This window comes from Sphingomonas xinjiangensis, from assembly GCF_014199255.1.
GTDB lineage: Bacteria > Pseudomonadota > Alphaproteobacteria > Sphingomonadales > Sphingomonadaceae > Sphingomonas > Sphingomonas xinjiangensis.
This window is the reverse complement of sequence record NZ_JACIJF010000018.1, coordinates 44,812-60,999: the sequence shown is the minus strand read 5'-3', so window position 1 is coordinate 60,999 and position 16,188 is coordinate 44,812. Positions and strand designations below refer to the sequence as shown.

At 62.8% G+C, this 16,188-nt stretch carries 17 protein-coding genes; 11 read left to right on the top strand and 6 right to left on the bottom strand.

The genetic code is table 11. The annotated features are described in order from the left end of the window. Together FHT02_RS18245 and FHT02_RS18240 are read left to right on the top strand one after the other, a co-directional pair. Positions 1–462: DsbA family protein (locus tag FHT02_RS18245; RefSeq protein WP_184091099.1), on the top strand; the 462-nt coding region annotated here is incomplete at its 5' end. Positions 463–1,003: 541 nt separating this feature from the next. After that, positions 1,004–1,636 carry an energy transducer TonB gene (locus FHT02_RS18240; RefSeq protein WP_184091090.1) on the top strand — a complete coding sequence of 211 codons (633 nt, stop codon included), beginning with the start codon at positions 1,004–1,006 and terminating at the stop codon, positions 1,634–1,636. 222 nt (positions 1,637–1,858) lie between these two features. Here the strand turns inward: FHT02_RS18240 and FHT02_RS18235 are convergent. Beyond that, positions 1,859–2,625 (bottom strand): IS5 family transposase gene (locus FHT02_RS18235; RefSeq protein ID WP_184091088.1). Its coding sequence is split into 2 segments (ribosomal slippage): positions 1,859–2,304 and positions 2,304–2,625, totalling 768 coding nucleotides; the frame shifts between segments, so codons are not numbered across the junction. Between the two features lie 110 nt (positions 2,626–2,735). Between FHT02_RS18235 and FHT02_RS18230 the strand changes: the two genes are divergently transcribed. After that, positions 2,736–2,945 (top strand): hypothetical protein, encoded by a 210-nt coding sequence (locus FHT02_RS18230; RefSeq protein WP_184091086.1) that lies wholly within the window; start codon positions 2,736–2,738, stop codon positions 2,943–2,945. A 147-nt stretch (positions 2,946–3,092) separates the two neighbouring features. Here the strand turns inward: FHT02_RS18230 and FHT02_RS18220 are convergent, their stop codons facing one another. Beyond that, positions 3,093–3,833, bottom strand: a complete 741-nt coding sequence (locus tag FHT02_RS18220; RefSeq protein ID WP_246352524.1) for an SDR family oxidoreductase — start codon at positions 3,831–3,833, stop codon at positions 3,093–3,095. A gap of 77 nt (positions 3,834–3,910) precedes the next feature. After that, positions 3,911–4,705 (bottom strand): SDR family NAD(P)-dependent oxidoreductase, encoded by a 795-nt coding sequence (locus FHT02_RS18215; RefSeq protein WP_184091082.1) that lies wholly within the window; start codon positions 4,703–4,705, stop codon positions 3,911–3,913. 85 nt (positions 4,706–4,790) lie between these two features. On the opposite strand from FHT02_RS18215, the gene FHT02_RS18210 reads away from it, so the two are divergent. The 3 genes from FHT02_RS18210 (at position 4,791) to FHT02_RS18200 (ending at position 6,678) form a co-directional block, all read left to right on the top strand. Further along, positions 4,791–5,462, top strand: a complete 672-nt coding sequence (locus tag FHT02_RS18210) for a flavin reductase family protein (protein ID WP_425506460.1) — start codon at positions 4,791–4,793, stop codon at positions 5,460–5,462. 110 nt (positions 5,463–5,572) lie between these two features. After that, on the top strand, positions 5,573–6,211 hold the full coding sequence (locus FHT02_RS18205) for a response regulator transcription factor (RefSeq protein WP_184091078.1): 639 nt from the start codon (positions 5,573–5,575) through the stop codon (positions 6,209–6,211). A gap of 86 nt (positions 6,212–6,297) precedes the next feature. Next, on the top strand, positions 6,298–6,678 hold the full coding sequence (locus tag FHT02_RS18200; protein ID WP_184091075.1) for a response regulator: 381 nt from the start codon (positions 6,298–6,300) through the stop codon (positions 6,676–6,678). A gap of 6 nt (positions 6,679–6,684) precedes the next feature. On the opposite strand, the gene FHT02_RS18195 is transcribed toward FHT02_RS18200, so the two are convergent. Together FHT02_RS18195 and FHT02_RS18190 are read right to left on the bottom strand one after the other, a co-directional pair. Beyond that, positions 6,685–11,193 (bottom strand): AAA family ATPase, encoded by a 4,509-nt coding sequence (locus FHT02_RS18195; protein ID WP_246352521.1) that lies wholly within the window; start codon positions 11,191–11,193, stop codon positions 6,685–6,687. Positions 11,194–11,209: 16 nt separating this feature from the next. Further along, positions 11,210–12,079 (bottom strand): serine/threonine protein kinase, encoded by an 870-nt coding sequence (locus FHT02_RS18190; RefSeq protein ID WP_184091066.1) that lies wholly within the window; start codon positions 12,077–12,079, stop codon positions 11,210–11,212. 274 nt (positions 12,080–12,353) lie between these two features. On the opposite strand from FHT02_RS18190, the gene FHT02_RS18185 reads away from it, so the two are divergent. Continuing rightward, positions 12,354–13,298 carry a LysR family transcriptional regulator gene (locus tag FHT02_RS18185; protein ID WP_184091064.1) on the top strand — a complete coding sequence of 315 codons (945 nt, stop codon included), beginning with the start codon at positions 12,354–12,356 and terminating at the stop codon, positions 13,296–13,298. A 195-nt stretch (positions 13,299–13,493) separates the two neighbouring features. On the opposite strand, the gene FHT02_RS18180 is transcribed toward FHT02_RS18185, so the two are convergent. Further along, complete coding sequence (locus tag FHT02_RS18180; protein WP_184091062.1) at positions 13,494–14,357, bottom strand: pirin family protein; 864 nt, start codon at positions 14,355–14,357, stop codon at positions 13,494–13,496. A 253-nt stretch (positions 14,358–14,610) separates the two neighbouring features. On the opposite strand from FHT02_RS18180, the gene FHT02_RS18175 reads away from it, so the two are divergent. From FHT02_RS18175 to FHT02_RS18160, 4 genes are all read left to right on the top strand, one after another. Then, positions 14,611–15,009 carry a DoxX family protein gene (locus FHT02_RS18175; RefSeq protein WP_221239564.1) on the top strand — a complete coding sequence of 133 codons (399 nt, stop codon included), beginning with the start codon at positions 14,611–14,613 and terminating at the stop codon, positions 15,007–15,009. A 54-nt stretch (positions 15,010–15,063) separates the two neighbouring features. Next, the gene (locus tag FHT02_RS18170; protein ID WP_184091058.1) at positions 15,064–15,417 is read left to right on the top strand and encodes a hypothetical protein; all 354 of its coding nucleotides are present in this window, start codon (positions 15,064–15,066) and stop codon (positions 15,415–15,417) included. Further along, positions 15,414–15,611 carry a hypothetical protein gene (locus FHT02_RS18165; RefSeq protein ID WP_184091056.1) on the top strand — a complete coding sequence of 66 codons (198 nt, stop codon included), beginning with the start codon at positions 15,414–15,416 and terminating at the stop codon, positions 15,609–15,611. The genes FHT02_RS18170 and FHT02_RS18165 overlap by 4 nt, the downstream gene beginning before the upstream one ends. Positions 15,612–15,773: 162 nt before the next feature. Then, positions 15,774–16,160, top strand: a complete 387-nt coding sequence (locus FHT02_RS18160) for a DoxX family protein (RefSeq protein WP_343056993.1) — start codon at positions 15,774–15,776, stop codon at positions 16,158–16,160. Positions 16,161–16,188: the final 28 nt, after the last annotated feature.

Genomic DNA, 16,188 nt, shown 5'->3' with positions numbered 1-16,188 from the left:
CGTCTCGCTGTATTCACCGATTACCGTTGCCCTGCTTGTCGGCAGGCCTACCCCGCAATGGAGGAAGCGGTACGTGACGACGGTGACGTGCAGGTTATCTACAAGGATTGGCCGATTTTCGGTCCGATCTCAGAGCGTGCCGCGAGTGTAGCCCTCGCGAGTGCGGAGCAAGGGATCTATGTTGACGTTCATCATCGTTTGATGACGGACAATCGGAGCATTGACGAGGCCGTGCTCCGTGAAGCTCTTACGGAGGCCGGCGGCGAATGGGGGCGCGCTCAGGCATATATCAAGTCAAACAAATCGAAGATTGCGGCTCGTCTCCAAGCCAATAGCAGGCAGGCTTTTCGGATCGGGTTATCTGGCACCCCGGGATTCGTCGCCGGCCCGCTTCTTGTGGTGGGCGCAATCGATAAGAGAGACTTTAGCCGGCTGTTTGCAGAGGCGCGAGCTGCGGGTTGAGATGAGCCGACGTAGGCCGCGTTTCTCAAAATCGCCTGTCCGCAAACGCCCCAAAGTCAGTCGTTTAGGTCACGCTCGCGTACCCCGAAAGCGACATCCATTCACTTTCGGGAGGCATTCACAGCTAACGCTCGATCGCGGCCGTTTAGATCCGACGTGGCGCTTCCCAAGCCTGCATGGGTCGCATAGCAGTAGTGCATGAAGTACTTCTGGCTGTTCGCATCCTGAAAATTGCTCGCAAGCTGTGGCGATCCGGCCAAGACGGTGTCTATGATAGACAAGCGCCTGATCGCCAAGCTGCGGAGGTGCGGCATTGAACCAGCAGACGCGCTCAGGTGAGCGAGCGAGTGATCGGGAGGCTAGCGTTTTTAGCCGTCTCGCGCGCGTTATTCAGAACCAACGATCCGCTGCCTGGCACGCATGCTCGTGCCGGCGGACGGTTGCATCAGGAAGTCAGGGGAGGCGTTGGAGCGGGACGCCCATCTTTTGCTGGTGGACGATCAGAGCGATCTTCAGCATTACGTTGTCTTAAGGGGGGTACATGTTCATTCTGCTTGCAACACTTGCAATCATCCAACCAGCGATACCGAAAGATCCTGGTGCGTGGATAGGCCCCGATGATTACCCAAAATCATCAATGAGGAAAAACGAGTTCGGCGTTGTGGGATTTGCTATCCTCGTGCGCCCCGACGGCAATCCAGAGAAGTGCGAAGTGATAGTGCCGACGCGGTTCGAAGATTTGAACCAGTATTCGTGCAGACTCTTAATGCGACGTGCTCGCTTCAAGCCGGCAGTGGGTCCGGATGGTAAACCGGCCTACGGGATTTATCGAAGTGCGACCTCGTGGTTCATGGCCGATGACCTAGTGAGAGTGAAGGAGCTTATAAAGCGTTATCCCTATCCTTCAGCTATCGACCTCACACTTCTTACCAAGGGAACGAAAACGCCGGCACCGATAGAGTTGGTGGTCAGCATTGATACGACCGGAGCAGTCACGCAGTGCGGAACGCCAGAAGCCACTGTCTCGGGAAACATAGTTGAAGTGGCCTGCAAAGGGGTAAAAGCCGCTTGGACGCCATTTTTAGGTTCCACTAAGGCAGGACAAGCCGTGATGACAGTGCAGAGCGTCAAGGTTGGTTTTGAAGCGGAAGCTGCAGCACCCCTAAACCGCTGACGTCAGCTCGCTGTGGACATGTGCCAGGAGGGTGGGTGCCCATGGCAACAAGCTCCGAGGCGCGTGATCGCAATCACGTTATTGACCTTGAGCTTATAATCGGATCGGCGCTTTACCCCCCGCTTGGGCCGTTCCCGATTAGGATTCCGCTTCCCAAATGCAACGATCGTTCAGCAGGTCAGCATCGTGCAGTGACGATATCCTTCAAGACTGGAACCACTACTAGGCCGTAGACTCATAAGCCCGGAGCCACAGACGCATTGAAGCGAGCTGGATCATGGCGAGGAAGTTGGCGGCGAGCTTGTCATAGCGGGTGGCAACACGGCGGAAGTGCTTCAGCTTGGAGAAGAAGCGCTCGATGAGGTTTCGCTCGCGGTAGAGCCGCTTGCTGAAGCACGGCTTCCACTTGCGGTTGCTCTTGGGCGGGATGTTGGGCGTGGCGCCCTGGTCCTGGATCAGCTTGCGGATGCGGTCTGCATCATAGGCCTTGTCGGCGAGCACGATGGTGCGCGGGCCGAGATGGTCGAGCAGGCGGTCGGCGGTCATCCCGTCGTGCGCTTGGCCTGCGCTTAGACCGAGCCGGATCGGGAGCCCCTGCGCATCGACGACGACGTGGATCTTCGTCGTGAGCCTGCCTCGGGAGCGACCGAGACAATGATCTGGACCCTCTTTTTTGCCGTCGCAGCCTGCTGGTGCGCCCGGATGGAAGTGCTGTCGATCATCTGTATCTCGCCGTCGTACGCGGCGCTGATGGCGTCCATAAGCCGCTCCCACACGCCGGCCTGCCGCCATCGATTGAAGCGGTTGTAGCAGGTGGTGCGCGGGCCGTAGCGCTCTGGCAGGTCGCACCACGGCGCCCCCGATCGCAGCACCCAGAAGATGCCGTTCAACACGCGGCGATCATCGACGCGCGGCACGCCTCGGGGCTTGTTGGGCAGGAGCGGCTCGATCACGCGCCACTCGAAGTCAGTCAGGTCATATCGGCTCATGCTGAGCCTGAATCACAATCCGGTGCAGCTTGAAAACTGCAAACGCCCTTGTGCAGGTTTACCGCTTCGACGATCCTGCCTCGATGAGATCATCAGCTCGCAGATACGGAATGCCGCGTCGCATCGCTGCTGGCTCGTTCGGGATCGCCATCTTGGCGTTCCTCACCTGGAACGTGTCGGATGGCGTGATCTATCTTCATGGAAACGGCCTATCGCGCGCCGACCATCCCGTAGGCTTCTGGCTCGAAGCTATAGCGATAGCGGTGGCTGGCTGCGCCGCTATCTACTGGGCTGTAATTGAGGCTCGCCATCACGAGTAGCCTGCCGCCCCCGCCCGCGTTTAATGAGTTTACGACCTAGGAAGGAGCTCATGGCGGATGTATCCGTCCGCGGTGACCCACATACCTACGTAGTTGTTACTCATGCATGACCTCGCCGGTTTCCGCCGTTCGCAGTGGACGGCCGGTTCAGAACGGGCTGGCGGTAGGGCGCACGATGATCTCGCTCGTGTCCACATCCGCCGGTTGTGCGATGGCGAACCGAATCGCGTTCGCGATGGCGTCGGGCTTCAGTGCGATGGCACGGAACGTCTTCATCTCTTCACGGCCTTTCTCGTCAGAGATGCTCTCTGCCAGCTCGGACTCGACCACTCCGGGCGAGATCACCGTCACCCGGATCTTGTCGTTCTCTTGGCGAAGGCCGTCCGAGATCGCCCGCACGGCGAACTTGGTCGCGCAGTAGACTGCGGCGGTCGGGCTCACGGCGTGTCCGCCGATCGACGAGACGTTGATCACCTGCCCCTGGCCCTGTTCCAGCATGATCGGCAATGCGGCGGCGATCCCGTAAAGGACGCCCTTGATGTTGACGTCGACCATCCGGTCCCACTCGTCTACCTTCAAGGAAGCCATGGGTGATAGCGGCATGACGCCCGCGTTGTTGACGATCACGTCTACGCGGCCGAATACCGAACGAGCTTCGTTTGCGAAGTCTGCCAGGTCCTCGCGAGACGTCACGTCGAGACGCCTGCAGCGCGCTTCGCCGCCCGAGGCGGTGATCTCGTCAACCAGTCGCTCGAGCCGATCCGTCCTTCGCGCACCCAGCATCACCCGAGCGCCCTCGCTTGCCAAGCTACGGGCCGTTGCCTCCCCGATCCCGCTGCTGGCGCCGGTAATCAGCACGACTTTTCCTGATACCCCGTTCATGTTCATCTCCATGGTTGGTTGATCGATTGATAGGTTCAGCCCGCAGCGTCGTCCGAGATGTCGGTCGAGAGCGTAAGCGCGCGTCAGGCCTGGATATCCGCCTGAAATCGGGCGCCGCGGCTCTGCACACGCTCCAGGGCGTCGCTTCCTAGAAGCAGGTCGAGGGGATCTGCTTCGGCACGGACGATCTCCGCTATGGCGGCTGCGGCGCGCTCAGGATCGCCGATCTGCTTGAGGCTCTTGCGCAGGAGAGCGTCGATCGTTGGCTCTGCTGTCTCCTCGTATCCGGTCGTCGCCTGACCCGTTTGACGGACCGAGCGAGGCTCCAGGAACTCCGTTCGGAACGATCCCGGGGAAACGGCAGTGACGCGAACGCCGTGCGGTGCAAGTTCCGCTGCAAGGCTGTACGACATTGCGGAGAGCGCCGCCTTTGTTGCCGAGTAGATCCCCGTTCCGGGAGCAGGCGCCATCCCAGCCACGGAGGAGATGTTGATGATGTGCCCGCTTCGTTGGGCTCGCATGATCGGCAGCGCTGCTCTGATGGCTGCTATGGGGCCGAAGACGTTGGTCTCGAATACAGCGCCGACTTCGTCGGCGCTCGCGGTCTCGACAGGACCGAGCAGCCCGTATCCAGCGTTGTTGACCAACACATCCAGCCGGCCCTTCAGATCAGCCGCTGCCCGCACTGCGGATGCGACGCCTTCGGTGTCCCGCATGTCCACTTTCAGCACGGCCAATCGCTGCGGCGGCAGGTCGGCGGGCGCTTCGCCGGACCTCGTGGTCCCGACCACGAAGTCGCCGCCGCCGATGGCGCACTGCGCGATGGCCTTGCCGAGGCCGCGCGAGATCCCGGTGACGAACCAAACTCTATGGCGCATCGGCCACTCTCCTCAATGATCGCGCCGAAGGACCGATCCTCGCCAACGGCGAAATCGGGTGCGGAATCGGTCTTTCGCTCGCGTGATGATCGAGGGGGTCGTTGGCCTGTTCCAGTATCCATGCAGACAGTATCCACCTGGACAATGGAGACGCGCGACGACGAGGAGCATCTTTCGCCCGCGTTGGCCGGACGAGGGCAGTGTTATGCGTTACGAAAAGCGAGACTTTCCCCTTGTCCGGGCACGGGAGCACCTCGAGACGGGTCCCGTCGTACTCGTGACATCGCGTGTGAACGGCCGCTTCAACGTGATGACGATGGGATGGCACACGATGATGCAGTTCTCGCCTGCCTTGGTCGGCTGCTATCTCTGGGAGGGCAACCGCTCCCATGCCGCCATCGTCGAAACGCGCGAATGTGTGATCAACATCCCGACCTTCGAGATGGTGGAGCAGGTCGTTCAGATCGGAAACATGCATGCCGACGACGGTGACAAGTTCGCTGAGACAGGCCTCACCGCGGTGCCGGGCGCACGCGTCAGCGCACCGCAGATCGCCGAATGCTATGCGAGCTTCGAGTGCAGACTGTATGAAGATCGCATGATCGACGAGTACAGCTTCTTCGTCTGGGAGATCGTGAAGGCTTCAGTCGCGCCGATCGATATGCCCAGGACGCTCCACTATCGCGGTCGGGGCAAGTTCATGATCGCCGGTGAGGAGGTCAGCTTTGCGGACCGCTTCCGGTCGGAAAATCTCTGATCCGTGCGACTGATGTCGTCCATCGAGGACCATGGCGCAGGGGAACGCAATGCCCCTTTGGTTTAATTGACGTCCGCGAGCGCTGCGGCTCACGATAAGGCGACATGCTGATGAAGGTAGCCGACTCCATCGATGCGAGTGCCACCGTGCACATCGTCGACGATGATCCCGCCTTGCGCAGGAGCATCGACGGGCTGCTGCGCTCGAGCGGCTACACGTCGCTGCAATATGGCAGCGTCGACGAGTTCCTCGCCTCCGACATGCTCGACAAGCCGGGTTGCCTGGTGCTCGACGTGAGACTTCCGGGCATGAGCGGGCTGGAGTTCCAGTCTCGCCTGCGCGACCAGGGCACCTCGATGCCGGTGATCCTGATGACCGGTTTCGGCGACGTGCCCATGTCCGTCCAGGGCATGAAAGCCGGCGCAGTCGACTTCCTGCCGAAGCCGTTCGCCGCGGAGCAGATGCTCTCCGCTGTCTCCGCCGCGCTTACCCGTGACAAGGCGGCGCGCGCCCAGAATGCACATCTTGAGAGTCTACGCACGCTATGGGCGGCGCTCTCCTCGCGGGAACGGGAGGTGATGACGCTCGTCGCCGCCGGAAAGTTGAACAAGCAGATAGCTTTCGATCTCGGCATCAGCGAAGTGACGGTAAAGGTCCATCGCAGCAACGGCATGCGGAAGCTGGGAGCCACGACGATCATCGCGTTCGCGAAAATCGCCGATGAACTAGGGATCAACGCGTCCCGCTGATCGATTACGCTCGAGTACAATGGAGCCGGGGTGCGCCAAGCCGTAGCTCAGAAGCTCAGCCACTTCAGGACGAGGATCCTTCCCGAGTGCAAGAAGGTCAGTCGGTTTGCATCATCGATGACGACGCCGGAGTGCGGAGGTCCCTCAGCGGTCTCCTGCGCAGCTTCGGCTGCGAGGTGTCCGCCTTCTCCTCAGCGGAGGATTTCCTGCAGTCCGATGCCGTCGGCAGATGCCAATGCCTCGTCAGCGACTTCCAGATCCCGAAAGGCATGAGCGGAATCGATCTCGCCAGGAGACTCGCCAGCCATTCTGAAGGGTTCCCGATGATACTCATCACCGCATACCTGACACCCGAGGTCGAGGCGGAAGCGAAGAGCGCTGGCGTTCACTGCATTCTAGCGAAGCCGTTCAAGGGCGAGGAACTGATCGCCTGCATCGAGGGCGCGCTCGTCAGAGCCGAGGACTGACTACGATCAGGCTGGCCTCCTGTAAGTCGGAACAGTGAACGAGAAGCTGGCACCGACCGCGGAGGGAAGCAGTTCGAGCATTCCGCCGTGGCTTTTCGCGATAGATTTCGAGATTGCGAGGCCCATGCCCATGCCCTCCCGCTTGGAGGTGACCAGCGGCTCGAACAGGGACTCGGCGACCGCAGGTTCGATCCCCGGCCCGCTGTCCGTCACCGTGACACGAACGTGCTCATTTTCCATGCCGAGTTCCAGGTGCATCCTGCGTTCCGTGGACCCGGCGTCCCGCATCGCCTCGATGCCGTTGCGCAGAAGGTTGATCAGGACCTGCTGAAGCTGGACGCGTTGCCCGTATACCACCGGCCGGCAGCTTGCCGCGGTGCGCGTGAGCAGGACCTCGTTCTTTTCGAACTCGGGCCGCATGACTACGAGCACCTCGTCGATTGCTTCCTGCAGATCGATGGCTGTGACTTCCGTTTCGCCCTTGCGGGCCAGAGCGCGCAGTCCGGCGACGATGTCAGCGACGCGTGAAGCCTCGGAGATCACGTCGTCCAGCATCGATTTGGCTTCCTCGACGTCTGGCGTTGCGCGGTTGATCCAGCGCCGCGCACCTTCGGCGCTGGCGACGGTCGCCGCCAGCGGCTGATTGATCTCGTGGATGATGGAGGCCGCCAGTTCGCCCACCATCGCGAGGCGGGCTGCGTGCGCCAGGTCGTGCTGCACGCTTCGAGCCGCATCTTCGGCAAGCTTGCGATCGGTGATGTCCATCACAGTGCCAATGACGGCACCGGCAGGTTCTCCTGCCTCAGGCGCACCGATGCCATGGATGTGGCGCACTTCTCCGTTCGGGCGGATAATACGATATTCATGGCCGAAGGTCGTCGTTTCCCTGCGCGCCTGGTCCATCACGGCGAGGGTGCCGTCGCGGTCGTCCGGATGTATGAGGCTCACTAGCAGTTCGACGGTTGGTGTCACCGAGTAAGGCACGAGACCGAAGATCTCGTAATGCTGTGCCGACCACTCGACTTCCCCTGATTGCATGTTCCACCGCCAGCTACCGGTCTTGGACAAGGCTTGGCCGGCCGTAAGCCACGCCTGGGAGCGACGCAGGGATTCCTCTGCCAGCGTTCTCTCGCGGTTCTCCTTCAGAAGGCCTTCGTAGAGCTGAGCGATCTCGAGAGAACTGGCCGCCTGCGCCGCGATGAACTCGAGCATGGCCGCCTGTTCCTGTGAGAAGGCGCGACTTGCGACATTGTTCTCCAGGTAGAGGAGTCCGGTGAGCGCCCCCTTGCGCTTGAGTGGGAGACACAGCGCGGAGCGTGGCTCGGTTCGAGGAAGGGGGGAGGATGCGTCCTGTTCGAACAGGATGTCCCGGGTGCCGCTGGCCCACACGCGGTTGATCAGCCGTTGTTCGAACGCCGTGGCCATCCTGTCGCCGCCGACCGTTACCTGAACCTCGCGCTCGACCAGGCCGGCCGATGCGACCTGCTGAGGCTTACCGTCGCGCAGGAGATAGAGGGTGCCTCGGGTCGCGCCTGCGGAGGAGAGCGTCAGCCGCATCAGCGTGGTCAGCAGACTGGCGGAGTCGACCTCGGCTGCGATAGCCTGAAGCGCCTCGAGCAGCGCTCCCAGGTCCAGCTTCTCGAGCGTGAGTGCATGAGAGGCGAGGTTCCGGTCGTTTGCCCCCGCTGTTGGCCAAGCATCGAGGAGTGCTTTGGCCTTGGCCCCTGCACCCCATTCGAGATACTTCCTGTACGCAAGTGCCGCATAGGCGGCGGCGACCTCCAGCATGCCTGCCGCGCGCTTCGCGAGCGCGGCGCGTTCCGCTGCGAATGCCTCGATCTGAACGAACCCGTTGTCGGCAGCGGATTGCAGGCTCTGGTCGAAGCAGCTCGAAGCTAGGCCGTAGTCGCCACGGGCGAACCAGCGTGCGCCCTCCAGCAGAAGCATGCGGCATCTGAAGTTGTCGGGCGCGCTGTCGGACCACCGGCGCATCTCGCCGACGGCCGTATCAAGCCTGCTCTGCAGATACTCTCGGTCAGGGTGTCCGATCGCCAGCGCGTCTGCGGCTGCCAGACCCGAATGAAGCTGATATTCGGCCACGTCGAAGAAGGAGGCGCACGTCCATTGGAGGGACTCTGCGTCCCTCGAGCAGGCGAGCGCCTCGTCGAGGCGACCTGCCTGCAGGCGGGCCTCGAGCTTGAACGTGAGATAGCGGAACGTGGCCATTCCGAGACCCGGCCAGGCGTTCAGCATCGCCTCGTACTGCGCCTCGCTGAATTCGCCGTCGTCGAGCGTCCCGAATGCGCTTGCGCCACCCTGCAGGGCTCGGGCCCGCGCAACCTGGACCTGGAAGGTCGAGGCGTGCGCGATGCCCGCGTTGTGAGCCGAAACGACAGCCGACTGGGCTTCACGCTCCACCAGGGGAAGCGGGTCCGCGCTTACATAGCGCAGCGTCTGCATGTGATCCCGGCTATAGGCCGCAAACACCAGATCACCGGCTTCTATGGCGGCGTCGAGGCCCTGCTCGACGAAAGTGATGCCGCTTCGAACATGGCCGTTCCAGGGGACGACGAGTGCTCCGAAGCATTGGATGGCACGTGCCTTGCGGCCCGCGAGTTCCGGCCGCTTCACCAGCTCCATCGCGGTCGTGCCAAACCGGTGGCCGAGCTGGAAATCTCCGAAGCGGAAGCCGACGACCATGTTCATCGTCGCGAACACGTAGGCACCGGTTGCGTTGGGACCGTGTTCCAGCGTGATGTTGGTGATCCTGGTCGTGACCATCGCGAAGAGATTGCGGTCGATGGAGAGTGAAGCCGGGATCAGCTCGGACAGCAGATTCACCTGGAACAGCAGCGCCTCGTCCGAAAGGGCGTCGCGATCTACGATCTCGTCGAGTGCACCATGTTCGACGGAGCGAAGCAGGCGGGCATACTCCGCGTCCACGTCCTCGTTGCTGGGTGACCGGCTGAACATGATGCCTTCAACGCGTAGATGGGCCAGGCTCACGTCGATGGCCTCGCTGTACCTGTCGGAGGCGATCAGCCCAACGACCTTGAGGTAGACTGCAGCTCGTTGCTCCCCGAGCGGCAACGACCGCGTCAGCAGATCTTCAAGCCGATCGAGCGCGAGAGCCATGTTTCCGGAGAGCATGAGCGCGCGCGCCATCGCGATCGCGATCTCGACCGCCAAACGAGGATTGGCATCCCATCTAGTCTGTCCGAGCATGTTCTCGGCCGCGTCGAGCAGATCCACCGCCACCTGGAAGGCCAGTGACCCCTGAGCGATCCCGGCGCCTTCGATGACGCGGCGCGCGACGCTTTCGCGTTCGTTGGGCGCGACGTATTCGTAGCCGCGGGCAATCTGGTTGAGAGCGGCGAGCGCCAGTTCGTCGCCCTCGGCTCCTGCGGCTAGCAGCAGAGCCTCTCCCACCTCCTTGTGAGCCTGCCGCCGTGCCGGCGCGTCGAGCAGCATCAAAGCGGCTTCGTGGACCTTGTCGTGCGAAAACTCCAGTTCGTCGCCGGCCCAACTGACCAGCCCGGCATCGATGGCGGGTATGAAGCCGGCCCTGGCATCCTGTGACCAGAGGGCGCCGGAGATCGGCGCCGATACGGCATGGCCGATGCACGCCGCTTGACACAGGAGTCCGAGCGTATCGGCCGGCAGCTCGAGGATCTTGCTTCGCAACAGCGCAACGACATCCCCGGCCACCGGGTTGTCAGTCGCAAGCGCCTGATGCGGTTGAGAAGCCCGGCTTTCCGCGAGTGCGGACAGGAGTTGGACCGCATGGAGCGGATTGCCGCGCGACTGCGAATGGACCTGCTCCGCCAGGGAGGACACCAGCCCGCCCAGGAGCTCCTCCGCAACCTGCTGAACACCGGCCGGAGTAAGTGGAGGCAGGGCGAGAAGGCCGAACGAAGGATCCGACGCAAGCAGATCGATCAGCTCTGCGACGTCCGACCGCGCCTTCGCCTCGTCGTCCCTCAATGCGACGATCAGGAGCATGTTCGGGATGCCTCCGGACGCGACAAGCGCCCGCGCAAGCCGCACGAACGCAGGCCTCGCCCATTGGATGTCGTCGATGAAGAGGACGATGGGGCCGTGTTCGCCGAGGTATCCAATCAGTCTTAGCAGAGCACGATGCAACCTGAGCTCCGGATCGCCCATCGGCTCAGCGGGCTGGGGGATGTCAGGAAGGAGTTCGCGCAGACCCGGCAGGATCTTCGCGAGCGATCCCAGATCGGCGCCGAGCATGGCGCTGACCGTCTCGGCGACGTCGGCGGCGCCAGGCGCTCTCGCTAGAGCGCGCAGCCGTCCACCTAGGGCCGCCGCCAATGGTCCGTAAGGAAGCTCGTTTCCGACTTGCGAGAACTTGCCATCGCCGAAATGGGCGCCCGCTGAGAGCAGATCGGCCTGGACCGTCCGGACCAGCGTCGTCTTGCCCGATCCCGCACTGCCGCTGATCGCCGTGACGTGGAACTGCCCGCTCTTCGCGAGTTCCGCTACTCGGGTCTTCAGATGTTCCTGCGCCCAATCACGCTCGCGCAGCTCGACCTGGCCAAGCGCGTGCGCTTGCGTGAGCGCCGATGCGTTCGATGCCGGGGCGCAGCCATGCGCTCGCGAGGCGTTTCAGCGCCTCTCGCAAGCTCCCTGCGGACTGGAACCGGTCTTCTGGGTCCTTGGACAGCAGCCGCATGATCAGGTCCGACACAGCTGAAGGGATCAGCGGGCGGAGCGTGGACGGCGGAAGCGCGGTCAGCGCGGTGTGCGCGTGCGCCCATTCCAGGGGATCACCACCGTCGAAGGGTCTTCTGGCCGCGAGCATCTCGTAGAAGATGATGCCCAGCGCATAGAGGTCGGAGTGCTCGTCCGAGCGTGCGGGGCGGCGGATCTGCTCGGGAGCCACATAGGCGAGATCATCGGCCGATGCCTCAAGCACGTCGTGTTCAATGTCGCTCGATAGGCCCTGCACCCGTCCAAGGCCCACGATGCCGACGTTGTTGTCCGGACGCAGAAATAGATGCCACGGCCTAAGCGCTCGGTGGACATGCCCGCTTCGGTGCATCTGCGCCACTGCCTCGGTGACAGCACTCGCGACAGACAGGAAGTGGCTGATGTCCATAGGGCGACCGAGTAGCCCGTCCAGCCTGGTGATCCGGTTGTCCGCGAAGGCGAGTGATTGGCGACCATCGACCTCGACGAGACCAATCGGCTCTTCGGCCCACAGATTGGAGAACGACGAACCGACCTCCAGGGCTCTAGCGCAGAGCGCCGCGTTCTCAGCCAGGCTTTGGCCGCCCTCGTCGAGAAGGACCAGCGGTGGGAGGTGCTCGGCCACCGCTCGCCGGATTGTGGCGGAGCCATAACGGGCTTCGGAGAATTTGTAGCCGTTTAGACTGATCATGTTTCGCTTCTACGGACGGAGCCCGAACTTGGCATTCGGGCTAGGAGGTGGATGGCGCAATTACACGATGGTTTAGCCAAAGCCGTTGCTGGCGAGCGCATCCCGTGCCGTCTCGATCCAGTCCAGCTGGCCTGCATGCCACCGGAAATTCGCCGCTGCGCTCTCCTTCCGCATGGGCAACGACATTCCTCCCGCGAATGATACGACGGTACAACTGCCGCTCGCGGGCCCATTGAATATGATCGCCTCCACACCGACGGGTTGGAGGCAAGGCATGTGGTTCGATGAGCGCCTGATCAGCGGGGTGGGTGTGTTCGCCAGCGCGGTCGAGAGCGGAAGCTTCGTCGCTGCATCGGGCGTCGTCGGCCTCACCACGTCAGGCGTCAGCAGGGCCGTCGGCCGCCTTGAGGAGCGGCTCGGGGTCAAGCTGTTCCACCGCACTGCAAGAGGTATCGTCCCTACGTCCGAGGGGCTGCGCTTCTACGAACAGACAGTTCCGCTTCTGCATAGGCTGGCGGAATCGGCCGATGAGATCAGGGGTGCCGAGGACGACCCGGTTGGGCTTTTGACGGTGCGGGCGGATGCAAGCGCCAGTCTGTTCCTTGCCCACGTGACGCCAGGCTTCATGGCGGTTTATCCCCAGATTGATCTGCGCATCGACGAAGAGGGGAGCGCTGCGAGTTCGACGGATTGGGACGTCCGCCTCTACATCGGCGACGAGCCTTCGCCTCATGCCATCGCGCTTCTGGACAGCGAGACGGTCGTCTGCGCCAGCCCGGCCTATCTGGCGCGCGCAGGTGCGCCGGAAACGCCAACGGACCTGACGAGCAGTCACACCTGTCTCGACCAGAACACGGCTGGCAGCCGAGCGATGACGTGGCGCTTCTCGCAGACAGGTCTGCAAGCGATCGTGCAGACGCCCAACAGGATCAGCTTCAGTTCGATCAGCACGCTCATGCACGCAGTGCTGGCAGGAACTGGCATCGGCTGCTTGCCGCGCCTACTGATCGATCAGGCGCTTCGATCGGGTCATCTGGTGCAGGTTCTCCCCGACTGGAGTCTCGGCACGAAGTCGCTGTTCGCCTGCGCGCCCGTGGGTCAGAGCCGCAGCGCCCGGGCCACTGCGCTGATCGCGTTCCTGCGCGATGAAGAGCGACGTCTCGACCAGCGGCTTGGAGGATGTGAGCCGGTGCGGCAGCGTCCGGCGCTTGCGGCATAGGATAAGGGGATGCGCGCATCGCGCCCCAGACAAGAGCCTCGCATCAGCTCGCGAGTGCCCTGCATCCGCCACCCCCGGGCCGGATGTGACGAGCTGATGCGCAGCGGGGCTAAGCCCCAAATAGCCCCGCCCCGCCGAGAGAAGCCCCCCTCTCTCGGCGGGTATGGGCACGGGCAACCTTCCGGCTCCGTTGCTCTAGGCTGCGATCCTGCCCATGGCGCCGCGCCGATAGTCGCCAAAGGCACGGTCGAGCTCCGAGGGCGTGTTCATGACGAAGGGGCCATAGCGCAGTATCGGCGCGTCCAGCGGCTGCCCGCCAATGATGAGCAACTCGCTACCGGTTTTTCCGTCGATGCGGACCAGGCCACCTTTGGAAAGCACACCAAGTTCGCCCGCCGAGATGACGTCCCCGACGGATCCGAGCTCGGCACTGCCGATTATGGTGTAGACGGCAAGTTCCGCCACCGCCGACAAGTCCACCGTCACCACGGCATCCGCATCGAAGCTGGCGTGGATCACGTGGGCGTCGCCGTATGTCTTCAGCGGACCGGTGTAACCTCCGGCAGTTCCCGCGATGAGCCGCTGCCGCACACCCTCCGCGTCCGAGATCAGCGGGATCTCGTCTGCTCTGATGTGGCGATATTCGGGAGCCACATGCTTGTCTCCCCTAGGCAGGTTCAACCACAGCTGGACCCCGTGCGTGCGCTCGCCCGGCTTCATCTGGCTGACATCGGGCTGCTCGTCGTGGACGATGCCGCGACCCGCACGCATCCACTGGACGTCGCCAGGAGCCATGGTGCTCGCGTTCCCCAGACTGTCCTTGTGGCGCATGCGCCCTTCGAGCAGCAACGTCATCGTCTCGATACCGGCATGCGGATGCTCCGAAGCCCCCTTCTCCTCGCCCGGCTTCCACGCGATCGGGCCGAAGTGATCGAGGAAGATGAAGGGCCCGACGCTTTCCAGGCCGTCGGCAGGGATGGCTCGAAGCACTTCGATTCCATCACCCTCGAGAGTGCGGAAGGCCTGTGTTCGGCGGCTCAACTCACGGGTCGCTGTCATGTCAAATCTCCTTTGCCGAGGATGTCGTCTCCCGTGCGCGAGAGGAAAAGCCGCAAAGAATCGAGCGAAGCATTCGAAGTTTCCGACAAGACAGCTTGCCGAAAAGGTCGAACGAAATGATCCATTCTTTTCAGCTTTTGCGCCAAGCCCACCCTGTCCAGATCAGTGGGCCACGGCGGGGCCTTCCTGCCGAAATGAACAGGAGAACCACATGTCCACTGTCACTGCCAGCGCCGCCCCATCCGGCATCGCTATGTCCAAGGAATCCGCTGCCGCAGGCATTCTGCCTCTCACCGGCCGCATCCTCATCGCCGCCATCTTCCTGCTTTCGGGGCTATCGAAGATTTCGGCTCCCGCGATGACCATCGGCTTCATCCAGACGGTCGGCCTGCCATTCCCGACGCTGGCCTTTGCTGCGGCGGTGCTGGTTGAGCTAGTGGGAGGCGCCGCATTGATCGTCGGCTACCGAACCAAGCTCGTCGCGGCGCTTCTGGCGGCATTCTCCATCGCCACCGCCATCAGCTTCCACGCTGACCTTGCCGACCAGAACCAGTTCATCCACTTCTTCAAGAACATCGCCATGGCAGGCGGGCTTCTTCAGGTGGTCAGCTTCGGAGCCGGCCGCCTGAGCCTGGACGCCAAACTGCGCTGAGGCCTTCGCCCGGAGGGCGGATGCCCTCCGGGTCGCAATCGTCAGGAGCCCACCATGGCCTATCTCGACCTCTCTTCAGAGCTTGCGAACGCTCGCGCGCACGTCGCGCAAGGCAGCAGCAAGCCGTTCACCGTGCTTGAGGAGGAAGTTATCTCGATTTCCAAGCTCGACACTCTGAACACCGTGTTGGAGCCTTCGCGACTCACGCGCTGGCTGCGAGCCGTCACCGCCGCGAAGGTCTCACCGCCCCTCGCAGACAGGCGCCTGGAAGCGCTTCGCCGCTTCGCAGTTCTCGCTCGCCTCGGTGGCCGGAAGTGGCTCGGCGGTGCGACGTCCGAGGCACACGATGCCGGCTATTCGGACTGGCAACTTGCGAAGGTGCGCGAAGCCGTAGGAGCTCGCTCGTGAAGCAACGCCCGAACAGCGCACAGCGCCGGCCGATCGCCGTGGTTCAGGACGCCGCGATGGTCGCTACGGGGGCAGGCGCTGGAGCAGTCACCTTCAATCAGCTGCTGCTTCTGACTCAGGATAGTTTGATCTCGGCTGCAGTCGTGCTCATCCTCGCCGCCTTGCTCGTAAGCCTGCTCCTCCCTCGGCGGTGATCGGCCGACGCCTGATTGATTGCCGGCGGCGCATTGCCTGGATGACCATTAGGCGTTCGCCCTTGGTCCTGCCGACCTCCTACTCAAGTCCAGGCGCATCTGCCGGCAATGTGGGAGATACACGTGGCAACGATCCAACCTTTGAGCACGACCGGAAACGCCGTGAGCGCAAGAGACGTGCTTCCCCTAGTGGGTCGCACGACCATGGCCGGGCTGTTCCTGATCTCTGGATCCGGCAAGCTGCTCGCGCCTGAAGCGACGATCGGGTTCATCGCCTCCGTCGGGCTCCCTTTCCCGTCTCTCGGGCTGTTGATTGCACTTTCAGTCGAGCTTGGATGTGCGACGGCGCTGATCATCGGGTTTAGAACCCGCCTCATGGCAGCCGTGCTAGCCGCGTTCTGCATCGCCACGGCAGTGTTTTTCCACGCTCATTTCAGCGACCAGAACCAGTTCATCCACTTCTTCAAGAACGTGACCATGGCGGGGGGCTTCCTCCAGATCGTGGCGTTCGGCCCTGGCCGGCTGAGCCTCGACGCACGCAGGCATTGAGCGTGCATCCAACCAACCGACTCGGAGA

Excerpts from the sequence above, each read along its gene's own strand:
- FHT02_RS18215 (WP_184091082.1), bottom strand. The coding sequence starts at position 4,705 with ATGCGCCATAGAGTTTGGTTCGTCACCGGGATCTCGCGCGGCCTCGGC.
- FHT02_RS18210 (WP_425506460.1), top strand. The coding sequence starts at position 4,791 with ATGATCGAGGGGGTCGTTGGCCTGTTCCAGTATCCATGCAGACAGTAT.
- FHT02_RS18170 (WP_184091058.1), top strand. The coding sequence starts at position 15,064 with ATGGCCTATCTCGACCTCTCTTCAGAGCTTGCGAACGCTCGCGCGCAC.
- FHT02_RS18240 (WP_184091090.1), top strand. The coding sequence starts at position 1,004 with ATGTTCATTCTGCTTGCAACACTTGCAATCATCCAACCAGCGATACCG.
- FHT02_RS18185 (WP_184091064.1), top strand. The coding sequence starts at position 12,354 with ATGTGGTTCGATGAGCGCCTGATCAGCGGGGTGGGTGTGTTCGCCAGC.
- FHT02_RS18180 (WP_184091062.1), bottom strand. The coding sequence starts at position 14,357 with ATGACAGCGACCCGTGAGTTGAGCCGCCGAACACAGGCCTTCCGCACT.
- FHT02_RS18230 (WP_184091086.1), top strand. The coding sequence starts at position 2,736 with ATGCCGCGTCGCATCGCTGCTGGCTCGTTCGGGATCGCCATCTTGGCG.
- FHT02_RS18220 (WP_246352524.1), bottom strand. The coding sequence starts at position 3,833 with ATGAACATGAACGGGGTATCAGGAAAAGTCGTGCTGATTACCGGCGCC.
- FHT02_RS18175 (WP_221239564.1), top strand. The coding sequence starts at position 14,611 with ATGTCCAAGGAATCCGCTGCCGCAGGCATTCTGCCTCTCACCGGCCGC.
- FHT02_RS18205 (WP_184091078.1), top strand. The coding sequence starts at position 5,573 with ATGAAGGTAGCCGACTCCATCGATGCGAGTGCCACCGTGCACATCGTC.
- FHT02_RS18190 (WP_184091066.1), bottom strand. The coding sequence starts at position 12,079 with ATGATCAGTCTAAACGGCTACAAATTCTCCGAAGCCCGTTATGGCTCC.